The 20,112-nt window shown below is 54.5% G+C and carries 20 protein-coding genes and 5 tRNA genes; 20 read left to right on the top strand and 5 right to left on the bottom strand.

The window, feature by feature from the left end:
- The first annotated feature begins 96 nt into the window (after nucleotides 1-96).
- Both AH68_RS05740 and der read left to right on the top strand, forming a co-directional pair.
- Entirely contained in the window at nucleotides 97-870 is a 774-nt protein-coding gene (locus AH68_RS05740) for a pseudouridine synthase (protein WP_033501083.1), read from the top strand.
- Nucleotides 867-2,996, top strand: a complete 2,130-nt coding sequence (gene der, locus AH68_RS05735) for a bifunctional cytidylate kinase/GTPase Der (RefSeq protein WP_039198425.1) — start codon at nucleotides 867-869, stop codon at nucleotides 2,994-2,996. Before AH68_RS05740 ends, der begins: the two co-directional genes overlap by 4 nt.
- Before the next feature lie 123 nt (nucleotides 2,997-3,119).
- Here the strand turns inward: der and AH68_RS05730 are convergent, their stop codons facing one another.
- Both AH68_RS05730 and AH68_RS05725 read right to left on the bottom strand, forming a co-directional pair.
- On the bottom strand, nucleotides 3,120-3,542 hold the full coding sequence (locus AH68_RS05730; RefSeq protein WP_039198421.1) for a hypothetical protein: 423 nt from the start codon (nucleotides 3,540-3,542) through the stop codon (nucleotides 3,120-3,122).
- A 73-nt stretch (nucleotides 3,543-3,615) separates the two neighbouring features.
- A tRNA-Pro gene (locus AH68_RS05725) sits at nucleotides 3,616-3,689 on the bottom strand.
- Between the two features lie 193 nt (nucleotides 3,690-3,882).
- Between AH68_RS05725 and AH68_RS05720 the strand changes: the two genes are divergently transcribed.
- The 16 genes from AH68_RS05720 to AH68_RS05650 all read left to right on the top strand — a co-directional run bounded on the left by AH68_RS05720 (nucleotide 3,883) and on the right by AH68_RS05650 (nucleotide 15,575).
- The gene (locus AH68_RS05720; protein ID WP_052189170.1) at nucleotides 3,883-5,340 is read left to right on the top strand and encodes a UTP--glucose-1-phosphate uridylyltransferase; all 1,458 of its coding nucleotides are present in this window, start codon (nucleotides 3,883-3,885) and stop codon (nucleotides 5,338-5,340) included.
- A 147-nt stretch (nucleotides 5,341-5,487) separates the two neighbouring features.
- On the top strand, nucleotides 5,488-7,401 hold the full coding sequence (locus tag AH68_RS05715; RefSeq protein ID WP_039198419.1) for a helix-turn-helix transcriptional regulator: 1,914 nt from the start codon (nucleotides 5,488-5,490) through the stop codon (nucleotides 7,399-7,401).
- Between the two features lie 13 nt (nucleotides 7,402-7,414).
- Complete coding sequence (locus AH68_RS05710; RefSeq protein WP_039198416.1) at nucleotides 7,415-7,732, top strand: hypothetical protein; 318 nt, start codon at nucleotides 7,415-7,417, stop codon at nucleotides 7,730-7,732.
- A gap of 22 nt (nucleotides 7,733-7,754) precedes the next feature.
- On the top strand, nucleotides 7,755-10,352 hold the full coding sequence (locus AH68_RS05705) for a DEAD/DEAH box helicase (RefSeq protein ID WP_039198415.1): 2,598 nt from the start codon (nucleotides 7,755-7,757) through the stop codon (nucleotides 10,350-10,352).
- A gap of 94 nt (nucleotides 10,353-10,446) precedes the next feature.
- Nucleotides 10,447-10,794, top strand: a complete 348-nt coding sequence (locus AH68_RS05700; RefSeq protein ID WP_039198413.1) for an RNA polymerase-binding protein RbpA — start codon at nucleotides 10,447-10,449, stop codon at nucleotides 10,792-10,794.
- Between the two features lie 120 nt (nucleotides 10,795-10,914).
- Nucleotides 10,915-11,670 carry an HAD hydrolase-like protein gene (locus tag AH68_RS05695; RefSeq protein WP_039198410.1) on the top strand — a complete coding sequence of 252 codons (756 nt, stop codon included), beginning with the start codon at nucleotides 10,915-10,917 and terminating at the stop codon, nucleotides 11,668-11,670.
- Nucleotides 11,671-11,737: 67 nt separating this feature from the next.
- Nucleotides 11,738-11,810: transfer RNA gene (locus tag AH68_RS05690), tRNA-Gly, on the top strand.
- Nucleotides 11,811-11,840: 30 nt separating this feature from the next.
- Nucleotides 11,841-11,911: transfer RNA gene (locus AH68_RS05685), tRNA-Cys, on the top strand.
- Between the two features lie 39 nt (nucleotides 11,912-11,950).
- Nucleotides 11,951-12,022: transfer RNA gene (locus AH68_RS05680), tRNA-Val, on the top strand.
- 32 nt (nucleotides 12,023-12,054) lie between these two features.
- Nucleotides 12,055-12,130 (top strand) — tRNA-Val (locus AH68_RS05675).
- Nucleotides 12,131-12,571: 441 nt separating this feature from the next.
- Nucleotides 12,572-12,703, top strand: coding sequence for a hypothetical protein (locus AH68_RS11175; RefSeq protein WP_003834774.1), 132 nt, complete (start codon nucleotides 12,572-12,574; stop codon nucleotides 12,701-12,703).
- A 109-nt stretch (nucleotides 12,704-12,812) separates the two neighbouring features.
- Entirely contained in the window at nucleotides 12,813-13,004 is a 192-nt protein-coding gene (locus tag AH68_RS05670) for a hypothetical protein (protein WP_039198408.1), read from the top strand.
- Nucleotides 13,005-13,086: 82 nt separating this feature from the next.
- Entirely contained in the window at nucleotides 13,087-13,527 is a 441-nt protein-coding gene (locus AH68_RS05665; protein WP_039198406.1) for an FHA domain-containing protein, read from the top strand.
- A gap of 97 nt (nucleotides 13,528-13,624) precedes the next feature.
- Complete coding sequence (locus AH68_RS05660; protein WP_039198404.1) at nucleotides 13,625-14,248, top strand: MerR family transcriptional regulator; 624 nt, start codon at nucleotides 13,625-13,627, stop codon at nucleotides 14,246-14,248.
- Between the two features lie 108 nt (nucleotides 14,249-14,356).
- The gene (locus tag AH68_RS05655; protein WP_039198401.1) at nucleotides 14,357-14,725 is read left to right on the top strand and encodes a hypothetical protein; all 369 of its coding nucleotides are present in this window, start codon (nucleotides 14,357-14,359) and stop codon (nucleotides 14,723-14,725) included.
- A 301-nt stretch (nucleotides 14,726-15,026) separates the two neighbouring features.
- Nucleotides 15,027-15,575 (top strand): integrase, encoded by a 549-nt coding sequence (locus AH68_RS05650; protein ID WP_236682359.1) that lies wholly within the window; start codon nucleotides 15,027-15,029, stop codon nucleotides 15,573-15,575.
- Here the strand turns inward: AH68_RS05650 and AH68_RS05645 are convergent.
- Entirely contained in the window at nucleotides 15,544-16,194 is a 651-nt protein-coding gene (locus AH68_RS05645) for a GyrI-like domain-containing protein (protein ID WP_039198400.1), read from the bottom strand. The genes AH68_RS05650 and AH68_RS05645 overlap by 32 nt on opposite strands.
- 3 nt (nucleotides 16,195-16,197) lie before the next feature.
- Nucleotides 16,198-16,683 carry a zinc ribbon domain-containing protein gene (locus AH68_RS05640; protein WP_039198398.1) on the bottom strand — a complete coding sequence of 162 codons (486 nt, stop codon included), beginning with the start codon at nucleotides 16,681-16,683 and terminating at the stop codon, nucleotides 16,198-16,200.
- Nucleotides 16,684-17,189: 506 nt separating this feature from the next.
- On the opposite strand from AH68_RS05640, the gene AH68_RS10105 reads away from it, so the two are divergent.
- A complete protein-coding gene (locus tag AH68_RS10105) occupies nucleotides 17,190-17,822 on the top strand; it encodes a hypothetical protein (RefSeq protein ID WP_236682358.1) in 633 nt (210 codons plus the stop codon).
- Between the two features lie 341 nt (nucleotides 17,823-18,163).
- On the top strand, nucleotides 18,164-18,988 hold the full coding sequence (locus AH68_RS05625; RefSeq protein ID WP_039198394.1) for a PAC2 family protein: 825 nt from the start codon (nucleotides 18,164-18,166) through the stop codon (nucleotides 18,986-18,988).
- 99 nt (nucleotides 18,989-19,087) lie between these two features.
- Here the strand turns inward: AH68_RS05625 and AH68_RS05620 are convergent, their stop codons facing one another.
- Complete coding sequence (locus tag AH68_RS05620) at nucleotides 19,088-19,972, bottom strand: undecaprenyl-diphosphate phosphatase (protein WP_039198392.1); 885 nt, start codon at nucleotides 19,970-19,972, stop codon at nucleotides 19,088-19,090.
- Nucleotides 19,973-20,112: the final 140 nt, after the last annotated feature.

Raw genomic sequence — 20,112 nt, 5'->3', positions numbered from 1 at the left:
ATATAGTGGACAAGTTGCGATTTTTTGGAAATCGCCAAACGACTGCCATAGTACCAGCAGTCCCTATAAGTATTATCCGGCCACGTTGGGAGAACGATGCCAAACGCATATTCCCGCGCCGCGAAGGCGCATACACATGACAATGAGGGTATCCGCCTGCAGAAGCTTCTTGCTCAGGCAGGTTTTGGGTCCCGTCGCAAATGTGAAGAGATCATTACTGAAGGACGCGTCGAAATCGACGGTGAGCTTGTCACCGAGTTGGGGACTCGCGTCGACCCGAAACATCAGGAAGTCCGTGTGGACGGCTCCCGTGTTCGTGTGAACCCCAATCATGTCACGCTTGCCTTGAACAAGCCGAAGCGCGTGCTCAGCGCCATGGAAGATCCGAAGGGACGTTACACCCTGAGCGACATCGTCGGTGACAAGTATGACCGTATTTTCCACATGGGTCGTTTGGATTACGATTCAGAAGGCCTGATTCTCATGACGAACGACGGCGAGTTGAGCCAGCATGTCATGCACCCAAAATATGAGGTCGAGAAGACCTATATTGCCACGTTGGAAGGTCGCATCAGCGGTCAGGTGTGCCGCCGACTGGTCACCACCGGCGTGCAGCTTGACGACGGTTGGATTAAGCTTGACCGTTGCGCGATTCTTGATGCCAGCCGCGATAGCACTCTGGTCAAGGTAGTGCTGCACTCCGGCAAGAATCGTATTGTTCGTCGTATCTTCGGCTCGATTGGTTTCCCGGTCAGGCGCTTGGTGCGCACTCAGATCGGCCCGATCAAACTTGGCGATCTGAAGTCCGGATCGTACCGTGTGCTTTCGCAGACTGAGGTGCGTTCCCTGTCCAAGGCGGTGGGCCTGTGATCCGCGTAGCTATTGATGGGCCTGCGGGCGTCGGCAAGTCTTCCACGTCCAAGGCTCTGGCTAAGTATTACGGTTTCGCCTATCTCGATACCGGAGCCATGTATCGTGCCTGCGCATGGTGGTGCATGAACAAGGGTATCGACCTCGATACGGAGACTGTCGACGAACAGCTAGTCACTGAAACCGTGGGCGAGTTCTTCACCGAAGGTCATTTTGATATCAGTGTCGATCCGGACGATCCGAAGGTGTATGCCGATGGCGAAGACATCAGTGAGGTGATTCGTTCCTCTGAAGTGTCTTCCCATGTGTCCAAGGTGTCGAACATCATTCCGGTTCGTCATGTGCTTATTGCCGCACAACGCGCGTATATTGCTCGTGAAGCGGCTTCCGATTCCTTTTCCGAAGGTGCTGGCGTGGTTGCCGAAGGCCGTGACATCACCACGGTCGTTGCGCCGGATGCCGAAGTGCGTGTATTGCTTACCGCTCGTGAGGAAGTCCGCCAAGCCCGTCGAGCAGGGCAGTCAGCTTCCGGAGTTGGCACGGAAAATGTTGCGGCACGAGACAAGGCTGATTCCAAGGTCACGAATTTCATGTCCGCAGCGGAAGGTGTGTTGACCGTTGACAATTCCGATTTGGATTTCGGCGAAACCCTCGACATGCTTGTACGCATCGTCGATGACGCCATTGAAGAGCAGCAATACCGCCAATATGCATCCAATCTTGATGATTATGAGTTGGATGAGGGCGATGAAGGGCTGATTGATGGATCGTCTTTTGTTGGTGGCGAACGCCAGTCCGGCCCGAAGCCGGTCGGCGTGCTTGCCGTTGTTGGACGTCCGAATGTCGGCAAGTCCACGCTGGTGAATCGTATTCTCGGACGTCGTGCAGCCGTCGTGGAAGATACTCCAGGCGTGACCCGAGACCGTGTGAGCTACGATGCTGAATGGGCCGGCACTGATTTCAAGCTGGTCGATACCGGTGGCTGGGAAGCCGATGTCGAAGGCATCGAATCCGCCATCGCGTCGCAGGCGCAGATCGCCGTCCAGCTTGCTGACGCCGTGGTGCTGGTGGTGGATGGTCAGGTTGGACTTACCAATACTGACGAGCGTATCGTAAAAATGCTGCGAGCCTCTGGGAAGCCGGTCACGCTTGCGGTGAACAAGGTCGACGATCGTGAGAGCGAGTATCTGACCGCCGAATTCTGGAAGATGGGTTTGGGGGAGCCATACGGCATTTCCGCCATGCATGGCCGCGGCATAGGCGAACTGCTTGACGCGGCTTTGGATTCGTTGAAGAAGGCTGAGAAGACTTCCGGGTTCCTCACTCCGTCGCATCTTCGTCGTGTGGCACTGGTCGGACGTCCGAACGTCGGCAAGTCGTCCTTGCTGAACCAGCTGGCACATGAAGAGCGCACCGTAGTCAACGATCTGGCGGGAACCACCCGCGACCCTGTCGATGAGGTGGTGACGGTTGATGGTGAGGATTGGCTGTTCATCGATACCGCCGGAATCAAGCGTCGCCTGCACAAGTTGTCCGGCGCCGAGTATTTCTCGTCGTTGCGCACGCAGGCCGCGATTGAGCGTTCGGAGCTTGCGTTGGTGCTGTTCGACGCCTCCCAACCGATCTCCGATCAGGATCTGAAGGTGATGAGTCAAGCCGTGGATGCTGGTCGATGCGTTGTTTTGGTATTCAACAAGTGGGATTTGATGGATGATTTCGATCGCCAGCGCATGGAACGCTTGTGGAAGACCGAGTTTGACCGCGTGACGTGGGCCCAGCGCGTGAATCTATCGGCTAAGACCGGATGGCATACGAATCGTCTGGCTAGAGCTATGCGTGGCGCCTTGGAGTCGTGGGACAAGCGCATCCCGACCGGCAAACTCAACGCTTTCCTGGGAAAGATCCAGGCTGCGCATCCGCATCCGCTTCGTGGTGGCAAGCAGCCGCGCATTCTTTTCGCGACCCAAGCTTCGACGCGTCCACCGCGCTTCGTGATTTTCGCTACTGGCTTCCTTGAGCACGGTTATCGTCGTTACATCGAACGTTGCCTGCGTGAGGAGTTCGGTTTTGAGGGTTCCCCGATTCAGATTTCGGTGAACATCCGAGAAAAGAAAAAGCGCAAGTAGTCCACTTTTTCTTGGGGGTGTGCACCATTATTCGTGGCGTGCACCCCCAAGAAATGTTTGTAAGGAATATAATATCTACCGATCTGTGTAGCTAATGTGCGGCACGCTATTTGACCGGGCGTCTTAGAAAAGCGGCTGTTCCTCGGCGTCTCTTTGGCGTAGATATCCGCTGATTGCACGTCGGGCGAGAGAGCTCAAGGATATGCCCTCTTCCGTTGCACGTTCTCGTGCCATTTTGCCGATGGCATAGGGGAGTTTGATTTTCCATTCGTCGCCAAGCTGTTCGCGCCCATCGGTATTCTTTGGCTTTCGTCCTGGACGAATGGTGTCGGCTGTGTCACTCAGGTTATCGCTTTTAAGCGCTCTTCGTGTCAACTCGGTAAGAGTGATACCATCATGTTTCGCACGTTCCCTGGCTTCCACGCCAAGTTCCCGGGGCAGGCGAATCTTCCATTCATCTTCAGGCACGGAAGAGTCGAACACGTGGGCAAGATCATCAACATCGTCAAACTGTGGCTGGGCGTCCCTCGACTTCAAGACAATCACCCCTTACCTGCATGTGTAAGACTGACAACCTTAAAAAGAAAACCCGAAATCATACGAATCCGGGTTTCTCGGGTCGGACCAGCGGGATTTGAACCCGCGACCCCTTGACCCCCAGTCAAGTGCGCTACCAAACTGCGCTATGGTCCGAACGATGCAAAAGCACCGAAAATGAAACATAGCATAGTCTGTGGTTTTTTTCAAATACATCGTGTCGCGTAGTCAATGAAACGTGATGAAGGGTGCGTAAAGATGTCGTTTGTGTCAAAAAATATCTTTTTTAACATCCAAAAGCCCCCGTTACGGGAAATATGTCGTAGTATTACCTAGGTACAACGAGAATATGGCGCCCGCACGAAAGGGAAAGACATTGACTGAGGACGTATTCGAATACTCCGCCGCAAAGATGCGGAAAAATGGGATGACCGATATGGCTATCGCGCAGTTCAAGCGTCTATATGAGGTTTGGCGTAACGAGGAGGCAAGCAGCTGGATTCGTGAGGATGAGGTGGAACCGTTGGTGGGGGTGCCAAGCTTCCATGACGTTTACGAGACCATCAACCACGACAAAGCCGTTGATGCGTTCGCAAAAACCGCATTCCTTAAGCTCAATGGTGGGCTTGGCACCTCCATGGGACTGGATTGCGCCAAGTCTCTCTTGCCCGTGCGTCGCCACAAGGCCCGTCAGATGCGTTTCATCGACATCATCATCGGCCAGGTGCTGACCGCACGCACGCGTCTGGGTGTGGAGCTGCCGTTGACGCTGATGAATTCATTCCGCACTTCGAACGACACCATGAAGGTGCTGAGAGCCAACAAGAAATTCCATCAGGAGGATATTCCTCTGGAGATTGTGCAGCATCAGGAACCAAAGATCAGCGCGGAAACGGGCCTTCCTGTCAGCTTCTCGGCAAATCCTGAACTTGAATGGTGCCCGCCAGGCCACGGTGACCTGTTTTCAACCATCTGGGAATCCGGATTGCTAGACGTGCTCGAGGAACATGGTTTCAAGTATTTGTTCATCTCGAATTCCGACAATCTCGGTGCGCGACCTTCGCGTACGCTAGCCCAACATTTCGAAAATACCGGTGCTCCGGTCATGATCGAAGTCGCCAAGCGCACTCCCGCCGACCGCAAGGGCGGCCATATCGTGCGTGACAAGGCGACGGGCCGTTTGATGCTGCGTGAAATGAGTCAGGTGCATCCAAATGACAAAGACGATGCTCAGAATATTGAAAAACACCCGTACTTCAACACGAACAGCATCTGGGTGCGGATCGACGCTTTGAAGGCCAAGCTGTCCGCATATGACGGCGTACTGCCGTTGCCAGTGATCCGTAATAAAAAGACCGTTGATCCCACTGATCCGACGAGCGAGCCGGTCATTCAGCTGGAAACGGCCATGGGAGCCGCAGTGACGTTGTTTGATGGTGCCACTTGCGTGTGCGTGGACCGTATGCGTTTCCTGCCAGTGAAAACCACCGACGATTTGTTCATTATGCGGTCTGATCGATTCCATCTGACGGACCAGTATGAGATGGAGGACGGTAACTACATTTTCCCGGACGTCCATTTGGATGCACGGTACTACAAAAACATTCATGATTTCGATACGAGATTCCCGTATGGAGTTCCATCGCTCGCCGCGGCAAATTCCGTCGATATTGAGGGCGACTGGACCTTTGGCAGGGATGTAATACTGTTTGGCGACGCGCGGTTGCCTGACACCGGCGAGCCGAGTTATGTTCCGAACGGCGAATACGTAGGCCCGCAAGGCGTGGAACCTGACGATTGGGTCTGATTCGAGGGATGTTCTCAACACGAAAAACTGTATTTTTTCGTAAAATAGGCACAATCTGAGTGAAAACCCTCTATCATGGAGAGGTGTGTGCGGAAGCCTATACTGGTTACGCACTTAAAATGAAACGTTAACGAGACGTGAGGACTAATGGCAGAGGGCAGTAACGGAAGGCGTCGTTTCTCCGACAAATGGGGCAAGCACGAACTTGATGTGTTGGCTGTGCTTTCCTCAGCTTTTCCGCAATGGCTCACTTCCCGTCAGATTGCTCAGCGCGTGAAGGCGTATGCCGATTCCTATGGAGAACTGGCAGATCAGGCGGCGAAGGCAGCTTTTGCCAAGCAATTCCAGCGTGACCGCGCCAAGCTTGCGGCCATGGGCATTGCCATCGAATCAAGGCAGCCGGAATATTCATCCAAGTCGGAGGGGCAGGACTTCGCGTCCTACCGTCTGCAGCTTGGTGACGAGCCTCGTGTTCGTCTGCTGTTCGGGGATGAGGATCTGCCGATTTTGGCTGCCGCCAACTACTTGGCTCGTTCCATGTCGATTTCCTCGGCTCCTGCGCATGAGACGCAACATGCGTCTCGTACCGCGCCGCGTGTTCCTCAAACGCCTATTCCGGGACTTGGTCTTGACTCCATCGCTCCTGGACTGGGAACCCAGTCCATTCCCGACGAATTGGTCAAAGTCGTCGACCAGCGTCGTTTCGCGGCCACGGTGGATGTTGATGGCGAGCATCTGAATGTCGCCTATACTGATTCCGATGACCTGGCCATGTTCGTGCTGTCCCATCCAGGCGCGTCCATCGTCAGTCCGCAGGAAGCCGTTGACGCGTTCAACCGTCGCCTGAATGCAGCCACGCAGTTCGTGCCTGCCGACGAATCCACGGGAGATGACAGTTCCACCGTCGCTGCCATGGAGATCAATCGCAATAGCGCAGACGATGACGATGTCGAGGAAAGCAAAGGACGTCCGAAGAAGAATTCCGCATTCCAGACCGGTAGCGAAGTCGACCGTCGCTTGCGTTTGATGCTGTTCCTTTCGGCGCACCTTGGCGAGGAGTATTCGCTTGAGGAGCTTGCGGAACGTTTCATCGGCAAACCTAAGTCCGATGATGAGCTGAAGAAGTTCGTCAACGTCATTCATAAAGACATCAACACGCTGACCACGGTTTCCGATGATGGGGAGATGGCGGGAAGCCAATTCTTCGATATCGATTGGTCGCTGCTTGACGCGGAAAGCATTGTTTCCGCCACGAATTCGCTTGGTTTGGAACGCTTGGCGGGCATTTCACAGCAGTATCTGAGTATGCTTACCGCATCCGTAAGCTATCTCGCGCATTCGTCGTTGCTGCCGGACAAGCTTCGCGAGCAGGCCGAATCATTGTACAGCCGTCTTCGCCAGCATGTTGAGCCGGGGGATATGCCTTGGTTGAGCCTGACTGGCTATGAAATGGAGCCGCGCAACTTCTCCATCGTGAAGAGCGCGATTTCCAGGAGTTCGCTGCTTGACATGGAATACACGGATGGCGCAGGACGAACCCAGCGTAAGCTTGTCGCTCCAGACAAGATCTTCGTTGACGAGGGTGTTTTCTACGTTGCTGTATGGACTGATGTCGCTGCTGAGGCACCGGCGGATAAGGCCAAGTATGTGAAGAAAGACACCACGATTAACAAGGCTACGGGCAAGCCTCGCATCTGGCAGGTGCTACGTATCTCCCGCATTGAGAAGGCTGAATTAGTCGAGCCGATTGCAAAGATTGACATTCCTGATGTGCCCGCATCCGAATTGCGTAAGTGGAGCTTTGATAATGGAACTCCGGCTGTGTTCGTCACCAATCAGGACAATTTGTCGTTTATCGACGGATTGTCGGGAGCGACGGTCGAAAAGTGCGGAGAAGGCGAGAAAGTGCATCTGATCGTCTCGTCCGATTCCTGGTATGTCGCGTTCTGTATTGCACATGCGCGACATATCACCGCCGTAGCTCCTGAGACGTTGCGTACCATGATCGTTGCCCGTGCTCAGCATGAGTTGAGTATTGGCGATCGTGAGAACGAGAACTGACGGGAGTGGTTCTATGCCTTGGTGGGTTTGGCTAGTACTCGTTCTATTCATGCTGATGATGATTGTTTCCGGGATTGTCTATGCGTGTCTGCATGGTTACCATGCGTTCAAGGATGTGGCGAAACTGGGCGAATGCGCAGCGAAGCGGATTGACGCGATGGGTAAGCTATTTCCTCGCCAAAACGAGAACGACACGCCCTTTTTCACTAGGCCTTTGCAGGATGCTGCCGATCGCTACGCGAATGCCCATGCTGAAGTCATCGAAAGGCGTGAGGCGAAACGCAATCGCCATGCCCAACAGTGGGCGCAATGGCGTCATTTTAATGATTGACCTGACTAAATTGTAAGGAATTATGACCCATCATCGTCGCCGTAGTAACGGCACTGGCACGTCGGATACCAATGAGGCTGAATTGTCTCCTGCACAACGATACGCCGCATTCAAACGGGCGCAGGCCAAACAGCGCACTGTTGCCGTCGAGTTCGCCAGATCCATGTTGTTTGAACTTGATGAATTTCAGTTGCGGGCCAACGAGGCGTTGGAAGCGGGAAACAATGTGCTTGTGGCGGCACCAACCGGAGCTGGCAAAACGGTCGTGGCGGATTTTGCCATCTATTTGGCGCAGACACGGAACGTCAAAGCTTTCTATACCACGCCAATCAAGGCGTTGAGCAATCAGAAGTATCATGATCTGGTTGCCCAGTACGGTGCAGATAAGGTTGGATTGCTGACCGGAGACACATCCATCAATTCCGAAGCGAACATTGTGGTTATGACCACCGAAGTGCTGCGCAATATGCTGTATGAGCATTCCGTAACGCTTGAAGCGCTTCGTTATGTGATTCTTGATGAAGTGCATTATCTTGCCGACCGTTTCCGAGGTCCGGTATGGGAAGAAGTCATCATCCACTTGCCGGAGAACGTGAAAATAATCGGTCTTTCCGCAACAGTCTCCAATGTCGAGGATTTTTCCGAGTGGATTGAATCCGTCCGTGGCAAAACCACGCTGGTCGTATCGGAGAAGCGTCCGGTACCACTGGAACAGCATGTGCTCGTGCAGGCGGACGACCATACCGAACCGGAGCTTATCGACCTGTACCGCCGTGACGCCAATGGTGAACAGACGGTCAAACTCAATGCGCAATTGGTGAACAGGCTTGATCAGCTAGACCGTCAGGCGGCACGCCGCAGAGGAGAGGAGCGTCCCGACAGGCGTAGGTCCAAAGGCAAAGGCGGACGGTGGAATGAGCGTCCCCACAAAGCCGAACGTCATACGCCTCGACGTTGGGCTGTTGTGGATGAACTGAATTTTCTTGACATGCTTCCGGGAATCTATTTCATTTTCTCAAGGAATGGTTGCGATCAGGCGGTCGACCAATGCATCAATGCCGGTTTGGAACTCACCACCAGCGATGAAGTACGTAAGATCAGACGGATCGTCGATGAAATGGTCGAAGGACAGCTAAGCCAAGAGGATTTGAAAGCGCTGCATTTCTCGCAATTCCGTTTTGCTTTGGAAGAGGGATTTGCCCCACACCATGCGGGAATGGTCGCATTGTTCCGGCAGATTGTCGAACGTTTGTTTGAAGAGGGCTTGGTCAAGATGGTTTTCGCAACAGAAACGCTGGCACTGGGCATCAATATGCCGGCGCGTTGCGTGGTGGTTGAAAAACTCGAGAAATTCGATGGCACTGGACACGTAGGCTTGACCCCTGGCGAGTTCACCCAGCTGACCGGTCGCGCAGGACGTCGAGGCATCGACACCATTGGACATGCCGTTGTGGTGGATCACCATGGTTTTGTACCCGCTACCGCGGCCGCGCTGTCCAGCAAGCGCGTGTATCCGTTGCATTCAAGCTTCAGACCGACTTTCAACATGGCTGTGAACCTGTTGAATACCAGCGATTACGAGACCGCCCGCGTGACGCTCGACCATTCCTTCGCGCAGTGGGAGGCCAACGAGTCGGCTTGGCAGCTTGAAGCGCAAATGGAAACCCTGCGCAAGGCTTTGGAAGGGTACGAACAGGCCTTCCAATGTGAGTTTGGTGATTTCAAAGAATTCATGCGTCTGAGGATGCGTCTGAGCGATTTGGAGAAGAACGAACGCCGCAAGCTTAAGCATGAGGTGTTCCGCACGCAGAAAGCCCGTAGCCAGGCGTTCATGGAGCTTGACCAACGCATTAAAAAACTTCGTGAAGAAGACCGTGACCACCCGTGCCGCAAGTGTCCAGACGTGCAGAAGCACTTGAAATGGGGACATCGTTGGGCACGTGAGACGCGTGAATTAGAACGTGTGCAGCATCGCTATGATTCACGTACAGGCTCCGTGGCTCGTCAGTTCGACCATATCTGCACGGTACTTGCTGATCTTGGCTATCTTCAGCAGGTGCGGGCATCCGCAAGCTATGACGATTATCAGCTCACGGAGCGGGGCCAGCTGCTGCGGCATCTGTACAGCGAGCTTGACTTGGTATTGGCCCAAGCGATCGAGGCTGGTGCATTCGACGGATTGAATGCCTGTGAATTGGCCAGCGTTGTCGCATCGCTAGTATTCGAAGCCCGCAGGGGAAGCGGAGGAGAGCCGCGTCGTTATCCCGGAGGCATCCAGGGGAATGTGGCAGTGTGTGCCGCACAGCTTAAAGGCATACATGCGTCGATCGCCATGTTATGTGAGGATCATATGCTCGAAGAACCACGCCAGCTCGATTTCGGCATCACCGACATCGTCTACGAGTGGGCGCAGGGTGAAAGCCTTTCACAGGTGTTGTATGGCACTGAGCTGACTGGCGGAGACTTCGTACGCAACTGTAAGCGACTTGCCGACGTGCTTCAACAGATAGCCGTGGTCGGACCTTATCTTGCTGAACGTGCCGGAACATTGCCATCAATCGCAAGGCAAGCATACGATCGTGTTAATCGTGGTATCGTCGCATACTCTGGCGTCGACTAAAATGGCAATCAGCAGACGAATAGGGAATAAAAAACACGTCCGAACTGTTCTGTAGCTTAGAAAGAGCAGACAATCCCAAGGAGGCAAAGGCAATATGGCAGAACGCAGCCTGCGAGGCATGAGCATCGGCGCAAAGTCGTTGGAATCCGATGACAATGTGGATTTCGCGGCACGAAACGACGTCGCATATGTGTGCCCTAAAGGGCACCGTACGATTCTGCCGTTCGCTGAGGGCGCGGAGATTCCTGAGGAATGGGAATGCCGTTGTGGCATGACCGCGCGTCGTGAAGGCGACAAGGATCGTGAGGACGACGAAATCTCCAAGCCGACTCGTACGCACTGGGATATGCTGCTGGAACGTCGTACCGAAGACGAGCTGAAGACGCTGCTTGAGAAGCGACTGCAGATGCATCGTGACGGTTGGTTCCCAGACTACGAGTGACTTGCAGTTGAACGACACTTGAACATTATGCCCAGTCAGTATGGCTGGGCATAATTGTTAGCGTCAACAGATATCACATCGACGAAAACGAATCGATAGGAATAAAGGGAGAACCAATTCATGTCCGAACAGACCAGGCAATCCAAGAAAGTCGTTCTGCTTGACCTCGACGGCACGCTGACCAAATCCGATCCGGGAATCATCGGCTGTGTGGTCAAGGTGTTCGAGGAATTGGGGTATCCGGTTCCGGATGATGAGGAGTTGCAGCGATTCATCGGTCCAGCGATTATTGAATCCCTGCAGCGCAACGATATTCCTGAAGATCGTCTTGATGAGGGCATTGCTATTTATCGCAGGTATTATGCGGATGAGGCTGTGTTCGACGATCCCAACAATCCTGGACAGAAAGTGCCGGGGCGTTTAAACAACACCATCTACGATGGTATTCCGGAGCAGCTGGCCAAGTTGCGTGCTGATGGATATTATCTGGCGATCGCCAGTTGCAAACCGCAGTATCAGTGCATTCCGATTTGTGAGCATTTCCACTTGGACGCCATGGTCGACGGCATTTATGGCGCAAGCACCGATAATTCCCGCCTTGACAAGGATCAGGTGATTCGTTGGGCGTTTGAGCATATCAATTTTGATGAGGCTGCTGGTGATCGTGCGTTGATGGTTGGCGATCGCTGGACCGATGCCGATGGGGCCAAGGCATGCGGTCTGGATTGCTTGGGCTGCGGATGGGGCTATGCTGAGCCGGGTGAGCTCAAGGAGCATGGCGCATACCGAGTCATCGATAACGTAAGCCAACTTGCGCAGTCCGTCGAAGAGTATTTCGGGGCTGACAGTGCGCCCCGAAAAGGTGCGACACGCTGATTTGCAAATTACGGAAATGTGATTATAGTAGATACTCGTGCTCAGGCAGTGATACTGCAGGGCACATGCGGACATAGCTTAGTTGGTAAAGCGCAACCTTGCCAAGGTTGAGACCGCGGGTTCGAGTCCCGTTGTCCGCTCTAAGGTTCCGATTGATTATCGACCTTTAAGGTGGGTTAGCCAAGCGGTTAGGCAGCGGCCTGCAAAGCCGTATAGACGAGTTCGACTCTCGTACCCACCTCTCATTGTGCTTGACGTAAGTTGGTGTGATGAATAACCTGGGCGGTTGGCGCAGAGGTAGCGCACTTCCCTGACACGGAAGGGGTCACAAGTTCGAATCTTGTATCGCCCACTGGAACGTGAGTTCCTATATAAACCAATATTGGGTGATTGGCGCAGCGGCTAGCGCACTTCCTTCACACGGAAGGGGTCATAGGTTCGATTCCTATATCACCCACCATCGGGCGGCACGACGTGCCGCCTTTTTTTGTTGGTTTCACTGGGGTTCCGCGCCTTCGTCCGGCGTGTCGGAAATGGTGGGAGACCGTCGTGTCTGAACGGTGGTTCTCACAAAGTGTCCAACCCGTTGAAGCCGATCTGGTCGAACATCGGGTTCAGGCCTCAGTCAATTCCTATGCGGTGAAATACATGGGTGGGGATAAATCCCAGATTGATTCTATGCAAGGAGACGGCTGTGGGATGACGCAACAAAGTGACGCGGTGGCCGAGTCCCATACACTCCGACCAGTGCTCCCAATTCAAGAATAGACGATGATTTTGCTATAAAACGAATGGTTGGGCAATGATTTCAATCTGACCAATCGCTATATTGGTACTTGTCAACAACAGAAGATGGTAAGACGCAAGGTGCGTCAAGGAAAACAAGTACTAAGGAAATAACATGAACAAGAATCAGATTTTCTCCGCAATCAAGCGTGGTTTCGAAATCAGCGGCATCAACGCCCTGTCCATGGCGGCCGGTTCTCCGTCCGTCAACAAGGCACTGCAGGAAATGATCGACGAGCAGCGCTGAAATCATTCTTTGTAATAATAAATCTTTAAATGTGAATTTGAGCCCGGTGTACACGCTGTATCCGGGCTTTTTCATACTCTTTCAGGGTGTGCGGCTACAATGGCGGTCTGTGAATGACAAAGCATTGAATCTCAATCAGCCGGTCAAAGACATGGGGCCGAACGAGCTGAGGGCTTACGCCAAGCTTAGTAAACAGCAGCATGACGAGGCAAATCGTGAGCTGGAACGCCGTTGGCGCAGCTATGACGACATGCTGCCGCACGACCAGTTCGTGTCGATTATTGACAAAGCTGAGGGGTGAAACCCGCTTTACGGTGTATGATTCGTGACTATGCCGGTCTCAATGCCGGCTATTTGCAAGGGTAATGACTAGAATGGCGACTATGACTGATCCGATTCCAAGCGCAGGTGAAACGACCATCATTGGCCTTCCTGCAATAACTGTACCGGTTACTTCCACCGGAGACCGTCCTCTGACGAAGGAGGACCTTGAAACCATTATGCGTCTTGCCGACGGCACGGCGCTGCTGATCTCGACTAGGGGAGCGGTGTCGGGGTCGCGGTATCTTCTCGATGAGGATGAGATTACCGTCGGCCGTGATCCAAGCGCCGATATTCTTTTGGATGATTCCACGGTTTCCCGTTCCCACGCGGTGTTCCGAAGGTTGAATGGTAGGTATTGCGTCATCGATGCGGGAAGCTTGAATGGCACGTATGTGAACCGTCAGCGTGTTGATCAGCAGGAACTTAAGAATGGCGATGAAATCATTCTTGGCAAGTTCCGTCTGGTTTATTTCGATAACAAGGCTGTCATTGCTGGTTGATCCGCGTGATACGGGATAAACTGTGTACAGCAGCTTCGCGCCCATGGGCTTCATACGGAGGCTCATGGGCGCTGTTTATATGTCGTAGGAGAATGCGATGAATGAGGCAGAGCCAACACTGCGGTTGCATCTGCATGTGCCGACTGCGGTACAGGGGGAGTTGTTTCCCACAAGCGATGCGCAGCCGGTGATACGTGGCTATAAGGGTTCAGTGGCGTCGAGGGTAGCTGGCATCACTTATCGTCAGCTTGATTATTGGGCGCGCAGACAGATTGTGGAGCCTTCTATCACTCCATCGCATGGGTCTGGGTCACGTAGACTGTATTCGTTCAAGGATGTGGTGATTCTTGCTGTGTCGAAAAAACTGCTTGATGCGGGCATCAATCTGCAGAATGTGACGGCTGCCATCGGTTTTCTAGTGCAATGCACTGCTGAGCAGCTGGAGAACATCACTATTATGTGCGATGGACAGCAGGTGCATGAATGCACGGACAGCGAGCAAATGGTGGCGCTGTTGCAAAGCGGTAGGGCGGTGTTCGGAGTATCCATGGGATCCTTGTGGAAGCAAATCAGGGATGCTCTTGAACACGAGGAGTATGTCGATTTATCTACGATGCCTTCCACTGCGGACTCGACCTGTTCTGTCGACGACATCGCTGCGATGCGCATGAAAAAGAAGCTTGATGCGAAGCGGCAGGCACGCACCGCGGTTTCACTGTAATATACAGGTTTGGCGCATACCGCATAGGTTGAACAGGCCAAATCGGGTTACATGGTCATCGATATACGGTAGATATGTAGAGACAGATTACAACAGGGGGAGTGTCGCATGCTTGATATCCTGCCGGCATTGCTGTGGATTGTCGCGGCAGTCATTGCGGTGAACATTTGTTCGATTACCGCGATTCGTGGAAATATCTTCTCAAAAACCAAGCGAGACGTATACCCAGTACGTTGGTCGATTGTCGGTTTGCACTTCACCTCATTGGTTATTGGCGCTTTACCATACCCGGTATATGCGATGTTCGAATCTGGCTTTTCAGCAAAATTCCAGCATTTCTACGAGCAAGTAGGATGGCCGTCAGCCGCGCTGATGATTTTGCTGACCGCCGCGGAGCTGGTGTTTATGTATCTGCAGGCCAGAAATGGCATGAAAAGCGAAATGGAAAGAAAACTCAGACGGGTCATCAAAGGCTGACCGTAAAAGGCGTCCAGCGCGGCGAAGACGCCACCGGCCATACCGTTGGATTATGTCGAGCAAAGTCCCTAAAGAGGGGACGTGCTGGCATAATCCAACGATGTTATGTACGGAAAAGAGTGTCAATCGAAGGTTTCCGCACTTTTCTGACATAACGTACATTATCGGCTAACTATTCGGGAATCTTAGAAACGGCTTAATTTCAACGGTCTTCATTTCGCACTGGTAACTGTGGATGCCTCTGGGTGGCCCGTTGTGGCTACGCATTTGGCTACGCATTTCACACGACGGGAGACCAACGATGGCAATGGGTGGCGGCGGCTCGACATACAGAAGCACCGATGGAATCTGGCACGCCGCGATAGACATAGAGCCCGACAGGGCCACCGGGCGCAGGCGGCGGCTCACGGCCCAAGGCAAGACCAAGGCGGTGGCGAACGCGAGGCTCAGGATGAAGCTGGACGCATACGTGCGCAAGGGCTTCACGCCGAACTCGCCGTCGCCGCGCCTCATGGACTGGCTGGAGACTTGGTACCACGAGCGGGCCGAGGCCAACCTGCGTCCGAACAGCAGGCGAAGCTACGAGAACGCCATCGTGCGGCTGAACAGGATAGCCGGCGCGAGGCGCATCAACTCGCTGGGCCATAAGGATATGGCCGACATTCAGGACGGCCTGAAGTGCTACAGCCCGAAGACGGCCACAATCACTTGGTCCGTCCTGAAGAACGCGCTTGAGGCCGCGCGTGACGAAAACCTCATACGGAGGAACTCGGCCAAGATGGTCCGCCCGGTGAGCGCTTCGAGCAGTTCGCTGAAAGTCAACCCACCTTCACTACCGGATGACGGATGACGGTTTTGAGGTTTTCCGGTTTTGCTCGGCGCGGATCGGATATGTAGATTTCGTGATGTCGGCGGGCGTCGGAGAGGTCGAGCTCGTAGCCTTGCGAGCGCGCGTAGTCATCCAGAATCGCCACGGTTGCGGGCTCGTCGTCGTACGGGCCCTTGTGCATGACCTGCGCGACCACGCCTTCATCGAAATCGAAGAGATATGCGCGATCGACGTCGGATTCCGGGTGTTTGGCGGCAAACGATGCCTTGGCCCACGCAAAGACCTTATCGGTCACGAATTCCGGCAGACGAATCATCGAAGTCCAATGGAAGTCGGCTTTGTGCGCGTAATCGACGCCGGGCACACCCTCCCCCATGCTCCATAAGCCCTCCAGCGGAGGCACGGTGTAGTCGAAGTACCCGTCGATATGCTCGGCCGGGTTCTTTGACTTCTTGCTCATTTTGACGGTGAACGAAATGCCGTAAAGCAGTTGCATCGCCTTGGCGTAATCGCCGCCTTCTTCGTTCGGGTCGCCCACACCGTCCACCGCGACGAACCGCATCGCCGGTACCATGACGATGGCCGGCATGGTCTTCGGCTGATACAGGTCCTTATACTCCTTCTTATAATCGAACGCCATCGCTCATTCCCCTTCCGCCACCGCATCGATCTCGTCCTGACGCCGCCACCGCTTGAGGTTTGGCAGCAGCGCCGACATGCAATCCTCGGCCTGTTCGACGCTGATATGGCAGGATTCCGCCATCATCGGCGCACACGCGGCGACCAATTCATCGCTATTGGCATAGTCCTGAAGAAAAACGCCGTCGTCATAGCAGTAGTTGCAATAATCTCCGCTTCGCGTTCCATCCGGTTCGGTGCCATGGTCTTCCGGGCGATAGAACGGCATGGCGCAACTTTGGCAAAAACCGTTGTCCGGCATCTCCATAAGCCTCGCCATCGGCACCTCAAAACGAGTGCTGATAAGCCGAATCATGTCGATGCTCGGATCTGCCGTTCCCTTCTCCCAGCGGGAAAGCGCCTGTTGGGTGACGAACAGCTCGTGCGCGAACTGCGACTGCGTAAGACCTCGCTCCTCGCGCACGACTTTGATAACCTGACCGATCGACATGACTACCTCCCGACATCGGAAAACGATTCGAGCGCCTCGCTGTGCGCTTGCTGATTCCATTCTAAGGGCATGGCCCGTTCGCCAAGCGCGGGTACAACAAACCGTTGTTCGCGCTTGCATCCCGGAGGAAGAAACGGCTCGGTCGAACCTATTTCCTCTCCGCACCCTTCAATTCTCCCGGTTCCTCTGACTTCAGCGTCTCCGCGCAGGACATCGTCGGGTAGATCGAGGGCCCCGGCCACTGCACCATCGCCAAGGCGACGAAGCGCTCCGTTCTGTATGCGCCCGCTTCGATTGCGGCTCGCCAGACGCCACGCGCGTACCTGCGTATCCAAGCCCTGTGCCTCGCCCTCGTCGTGGAGGACACCTTGGTCAGTGAGGACATGAAATGCTCCGTCGGGATATGGAACTCCACCGCGTAACCAGTCATGCCCTTGGCTGTCCCGCCGGTTTCCGCGCCATGCCTTAGATGGATAGGAAAACAACGACGAAAGGTTGGCGAGCATATGTCGAGGGAGCCGGAGACCGTGGTGCTGTGGCGCGACGGGGGCGGCGGACTGTGGTTGGGGCGGGACAGGCCGGAACGACCGTGGAACTGGCTGACGAGAACGGACGCCTCGCCGGACGACCTCCTGCTGGGCGAAAGCCGGAAGGTCGAGGGGCCGTTCGGGAGAATCGACCCCGACGACGTGCGCCCGTCCGCCGACCTGCCCGACCGCGACCCGCGCAATGGCCTGACGGACGCATGGCGCGTGGTGCCGGACGACCGCCTCGTGACGTTCGAGCCCGGCGGTCTGCCGAAGTCATGGCGAATCTCCGCCGTGAGGCGCAACGCCGCCGACCTGTGTCTGGTCGTCAACGACCCTGTGACCGGCGAACCCGTCGAACCCGATCTCTTGGCCCTTCTGAGGGACGGCTGCTTCGACTTCGACAAGAGCCGCGAGACGCCGGAATGGCAGGGCTTCTGGAGGTCGGAGTGCGGCATGGTGGCCTACCGCGACGCATCGGGGTTCGTCCGCAGATGGACGCCGGGGCACGGGCTGGGCGCGGAGCTGGTGTCGCCCGCCAAGCGCGGGGTGTGGTTCGATGCGCCCGACGCCAGCTTGGCGAAACTCGCCGGGCAGGGATGCCGGGTATGATGAAACCGACCCACGGCAAGGGCAATGCAAACCGAGGCCATGGGTCACTTCATCTCCATAGCCAATTGTCATATACGGGTTTGGCTACCTTTTGGCAGGCCTCGGTCCAAACCGCTGATTAACATGGCTTCAAACCGTTGAAATAAAGCCATTCTTGCAGCCCGATCGAAACACTGTCGCACAGCGTACATTATCGGACAAAATGATAAACGGCTGAAGGTGCTGTGAAAATAGACCGTTAACTGTTTCGTTGACTGTCTGCAGTGATATCGCAAATGCTCGTCATTCACCGACGGCAAAAGCGTGTCGCAGCCTCTTCGGTTTCGTTATACATTTAAGACATGTGTGAGGAGACGACAAGACGAACGACGATATTGATCGCCGCATTCGAGGGTTGGAATGATGCCTGCCAGGCCGCGACGAATGTCATACGGCATCTTGTATCGCGATATGATTCACAGGAGGTTCGTCATATCGACAACGAGGGTTTTTATGATTATCAGGTGGCTCGTCCGATGATCTGCTCGGTACAGGGACGTAAGCGAATCATTTGGCCGCAGACCACGTTTTATGACATTGACGTCTCCCCTACGCTGCATTTTCTTGCGCAGATTGCCCCCGAGCCGAATTATCGTTGGGAGGAATACTGCAGACAAACATTGCGCATCGCAGAGGATTATGATGTGAGCGATATTGTCACGCTAGGATCCATGTTCGACGACTGCCCTCATACGAGGCCTTTGCCGCTTGATATTTCCAAGAATGGCTGCGAAAGCGAGCCTGACAAGGAATATAACGGCCCTGTGGGCATTCCCAACATTCTTGACGCTTTTGCGTCGGATGCGGGATTCCGAACCACGTCCATGTGGGTCTCCGTGCCTCATTATTGCGCCAATACGGAATGTTTGCAGGGCACGCTTGAGCTGGTTCGCGCATTGTCGCTTCTGTTGGAGCATCCGCTTATCGAGGGTGATTTGAATAGGAAGGCCGCAGAATGGCGCAAGAATGCCGATGAGATTGTTGAGCAGACGCACTCTGGAGATTATCTTGCCTGTTTGGAGCGGGATTACGATTTGAACGCTCAGGCACAACGTATCGCGTCGAATGGCATGCCGGCATGTGAGGAATTGATCCGCGAGGCCGAATCGTTCTTGCGCGGCAATTGACGTTGCGACTGACGATAGGCTGCCAATATACAAGTTGGGCCAATCATCACAGGATGGTCGGCCCAACTTTTTGTTTGTTGTTCGCTTATCGAATTAGGTTCACGCTGCAGCCACGGCTTCCAGCGGAGAGAGCACGCCTGTGATCAGCAGCAGTGCCACGACGACAGCCAAGCCGATGCGGTAGATGGCGAACGCCTTGTACGAGAATGTGGATACGAACTTCAGGAAGCCGATGATCACCACGTAGCCGACTACGAACGCCACGACGGCTGCGGCGATGGTCGGACCCCAGCCTGGGAACATGCCGGCATCCCCTGCCGCAACGTCCTTAACGGCCGATACGGCTTCTAGAATGCCTGCGCCGAACACGGCGGGAATGGCCATAAGGAAGCTCACGCGAACGGCTGCCTCACGGGTGTACCCCATAGCACGTCCGAAGGTGATGGTGCCGCCGGAACGGGAAACGCCTGGAATTAAGGCGAGCATCTGGCCGATGCCGAAGATCAACGCGTCCTTCCAAGTCATTTCCTTCATGGTCTTGACCTGCTTGGAACGAGCATCGACCACCCACAGCAACACGCCGAACAGCACAAGCACGGTGACGGTGATCCACAGATTGCGCAGCGATCCTTCGATGGCATGCTTGAACAGCAGGCCCGCAATCAGAATCGGCATGGTGCCGAGGATAATGAACCAGCCCATCTGGGTATCCGGATTGTGCGCGCCCATGCGGCTTTTGAAATCCTTGCCCTCCTTGCCGAACAGGGAGCCAAACCAAGCACCGAGAATACGGATGATGTCGTGACGGAAATACAAAATCACGGCAAGCTCGGTGCCGATCTGAATAATGGCGGTAAACGCGGCGCCCGGGTCAGATCCCAGCATCAAATCGCCGATGATGCGGATATGGGCACTGGAAGAAACCGGCAGGTACTCGGTCAATGCCTGCACCAGCCCAAGGAAAATCGCTTGGAAGAAATTCATGAACCCTCTTTTACATGTATTAATGGTTTCGTCTGCTTTTCCGCATCTAAGACTAGCGAGAGGGGCCTAATTTTTCGCTATGGATCCTTGAGTTGTCTCAAACCATGCACACAATGGTGCCAAAATCTATCGGAATCTCG

This window comes from Bifidobacterium catenulatum PV20-2, from assembly GCF_000800455.1.
GTDB lineage: Bacteria > Actinomycetota > Actinomycetes > Actinomycetales > Bifidobacteriaceae > Bifidobacterium > Bifidobacterium kashiwanohense_A.
The sequence above is the reverse complement of the archived record's forward strand: the minus strand, read 5'-3'. Positions and strand labels throughout refer to the sequence as shown.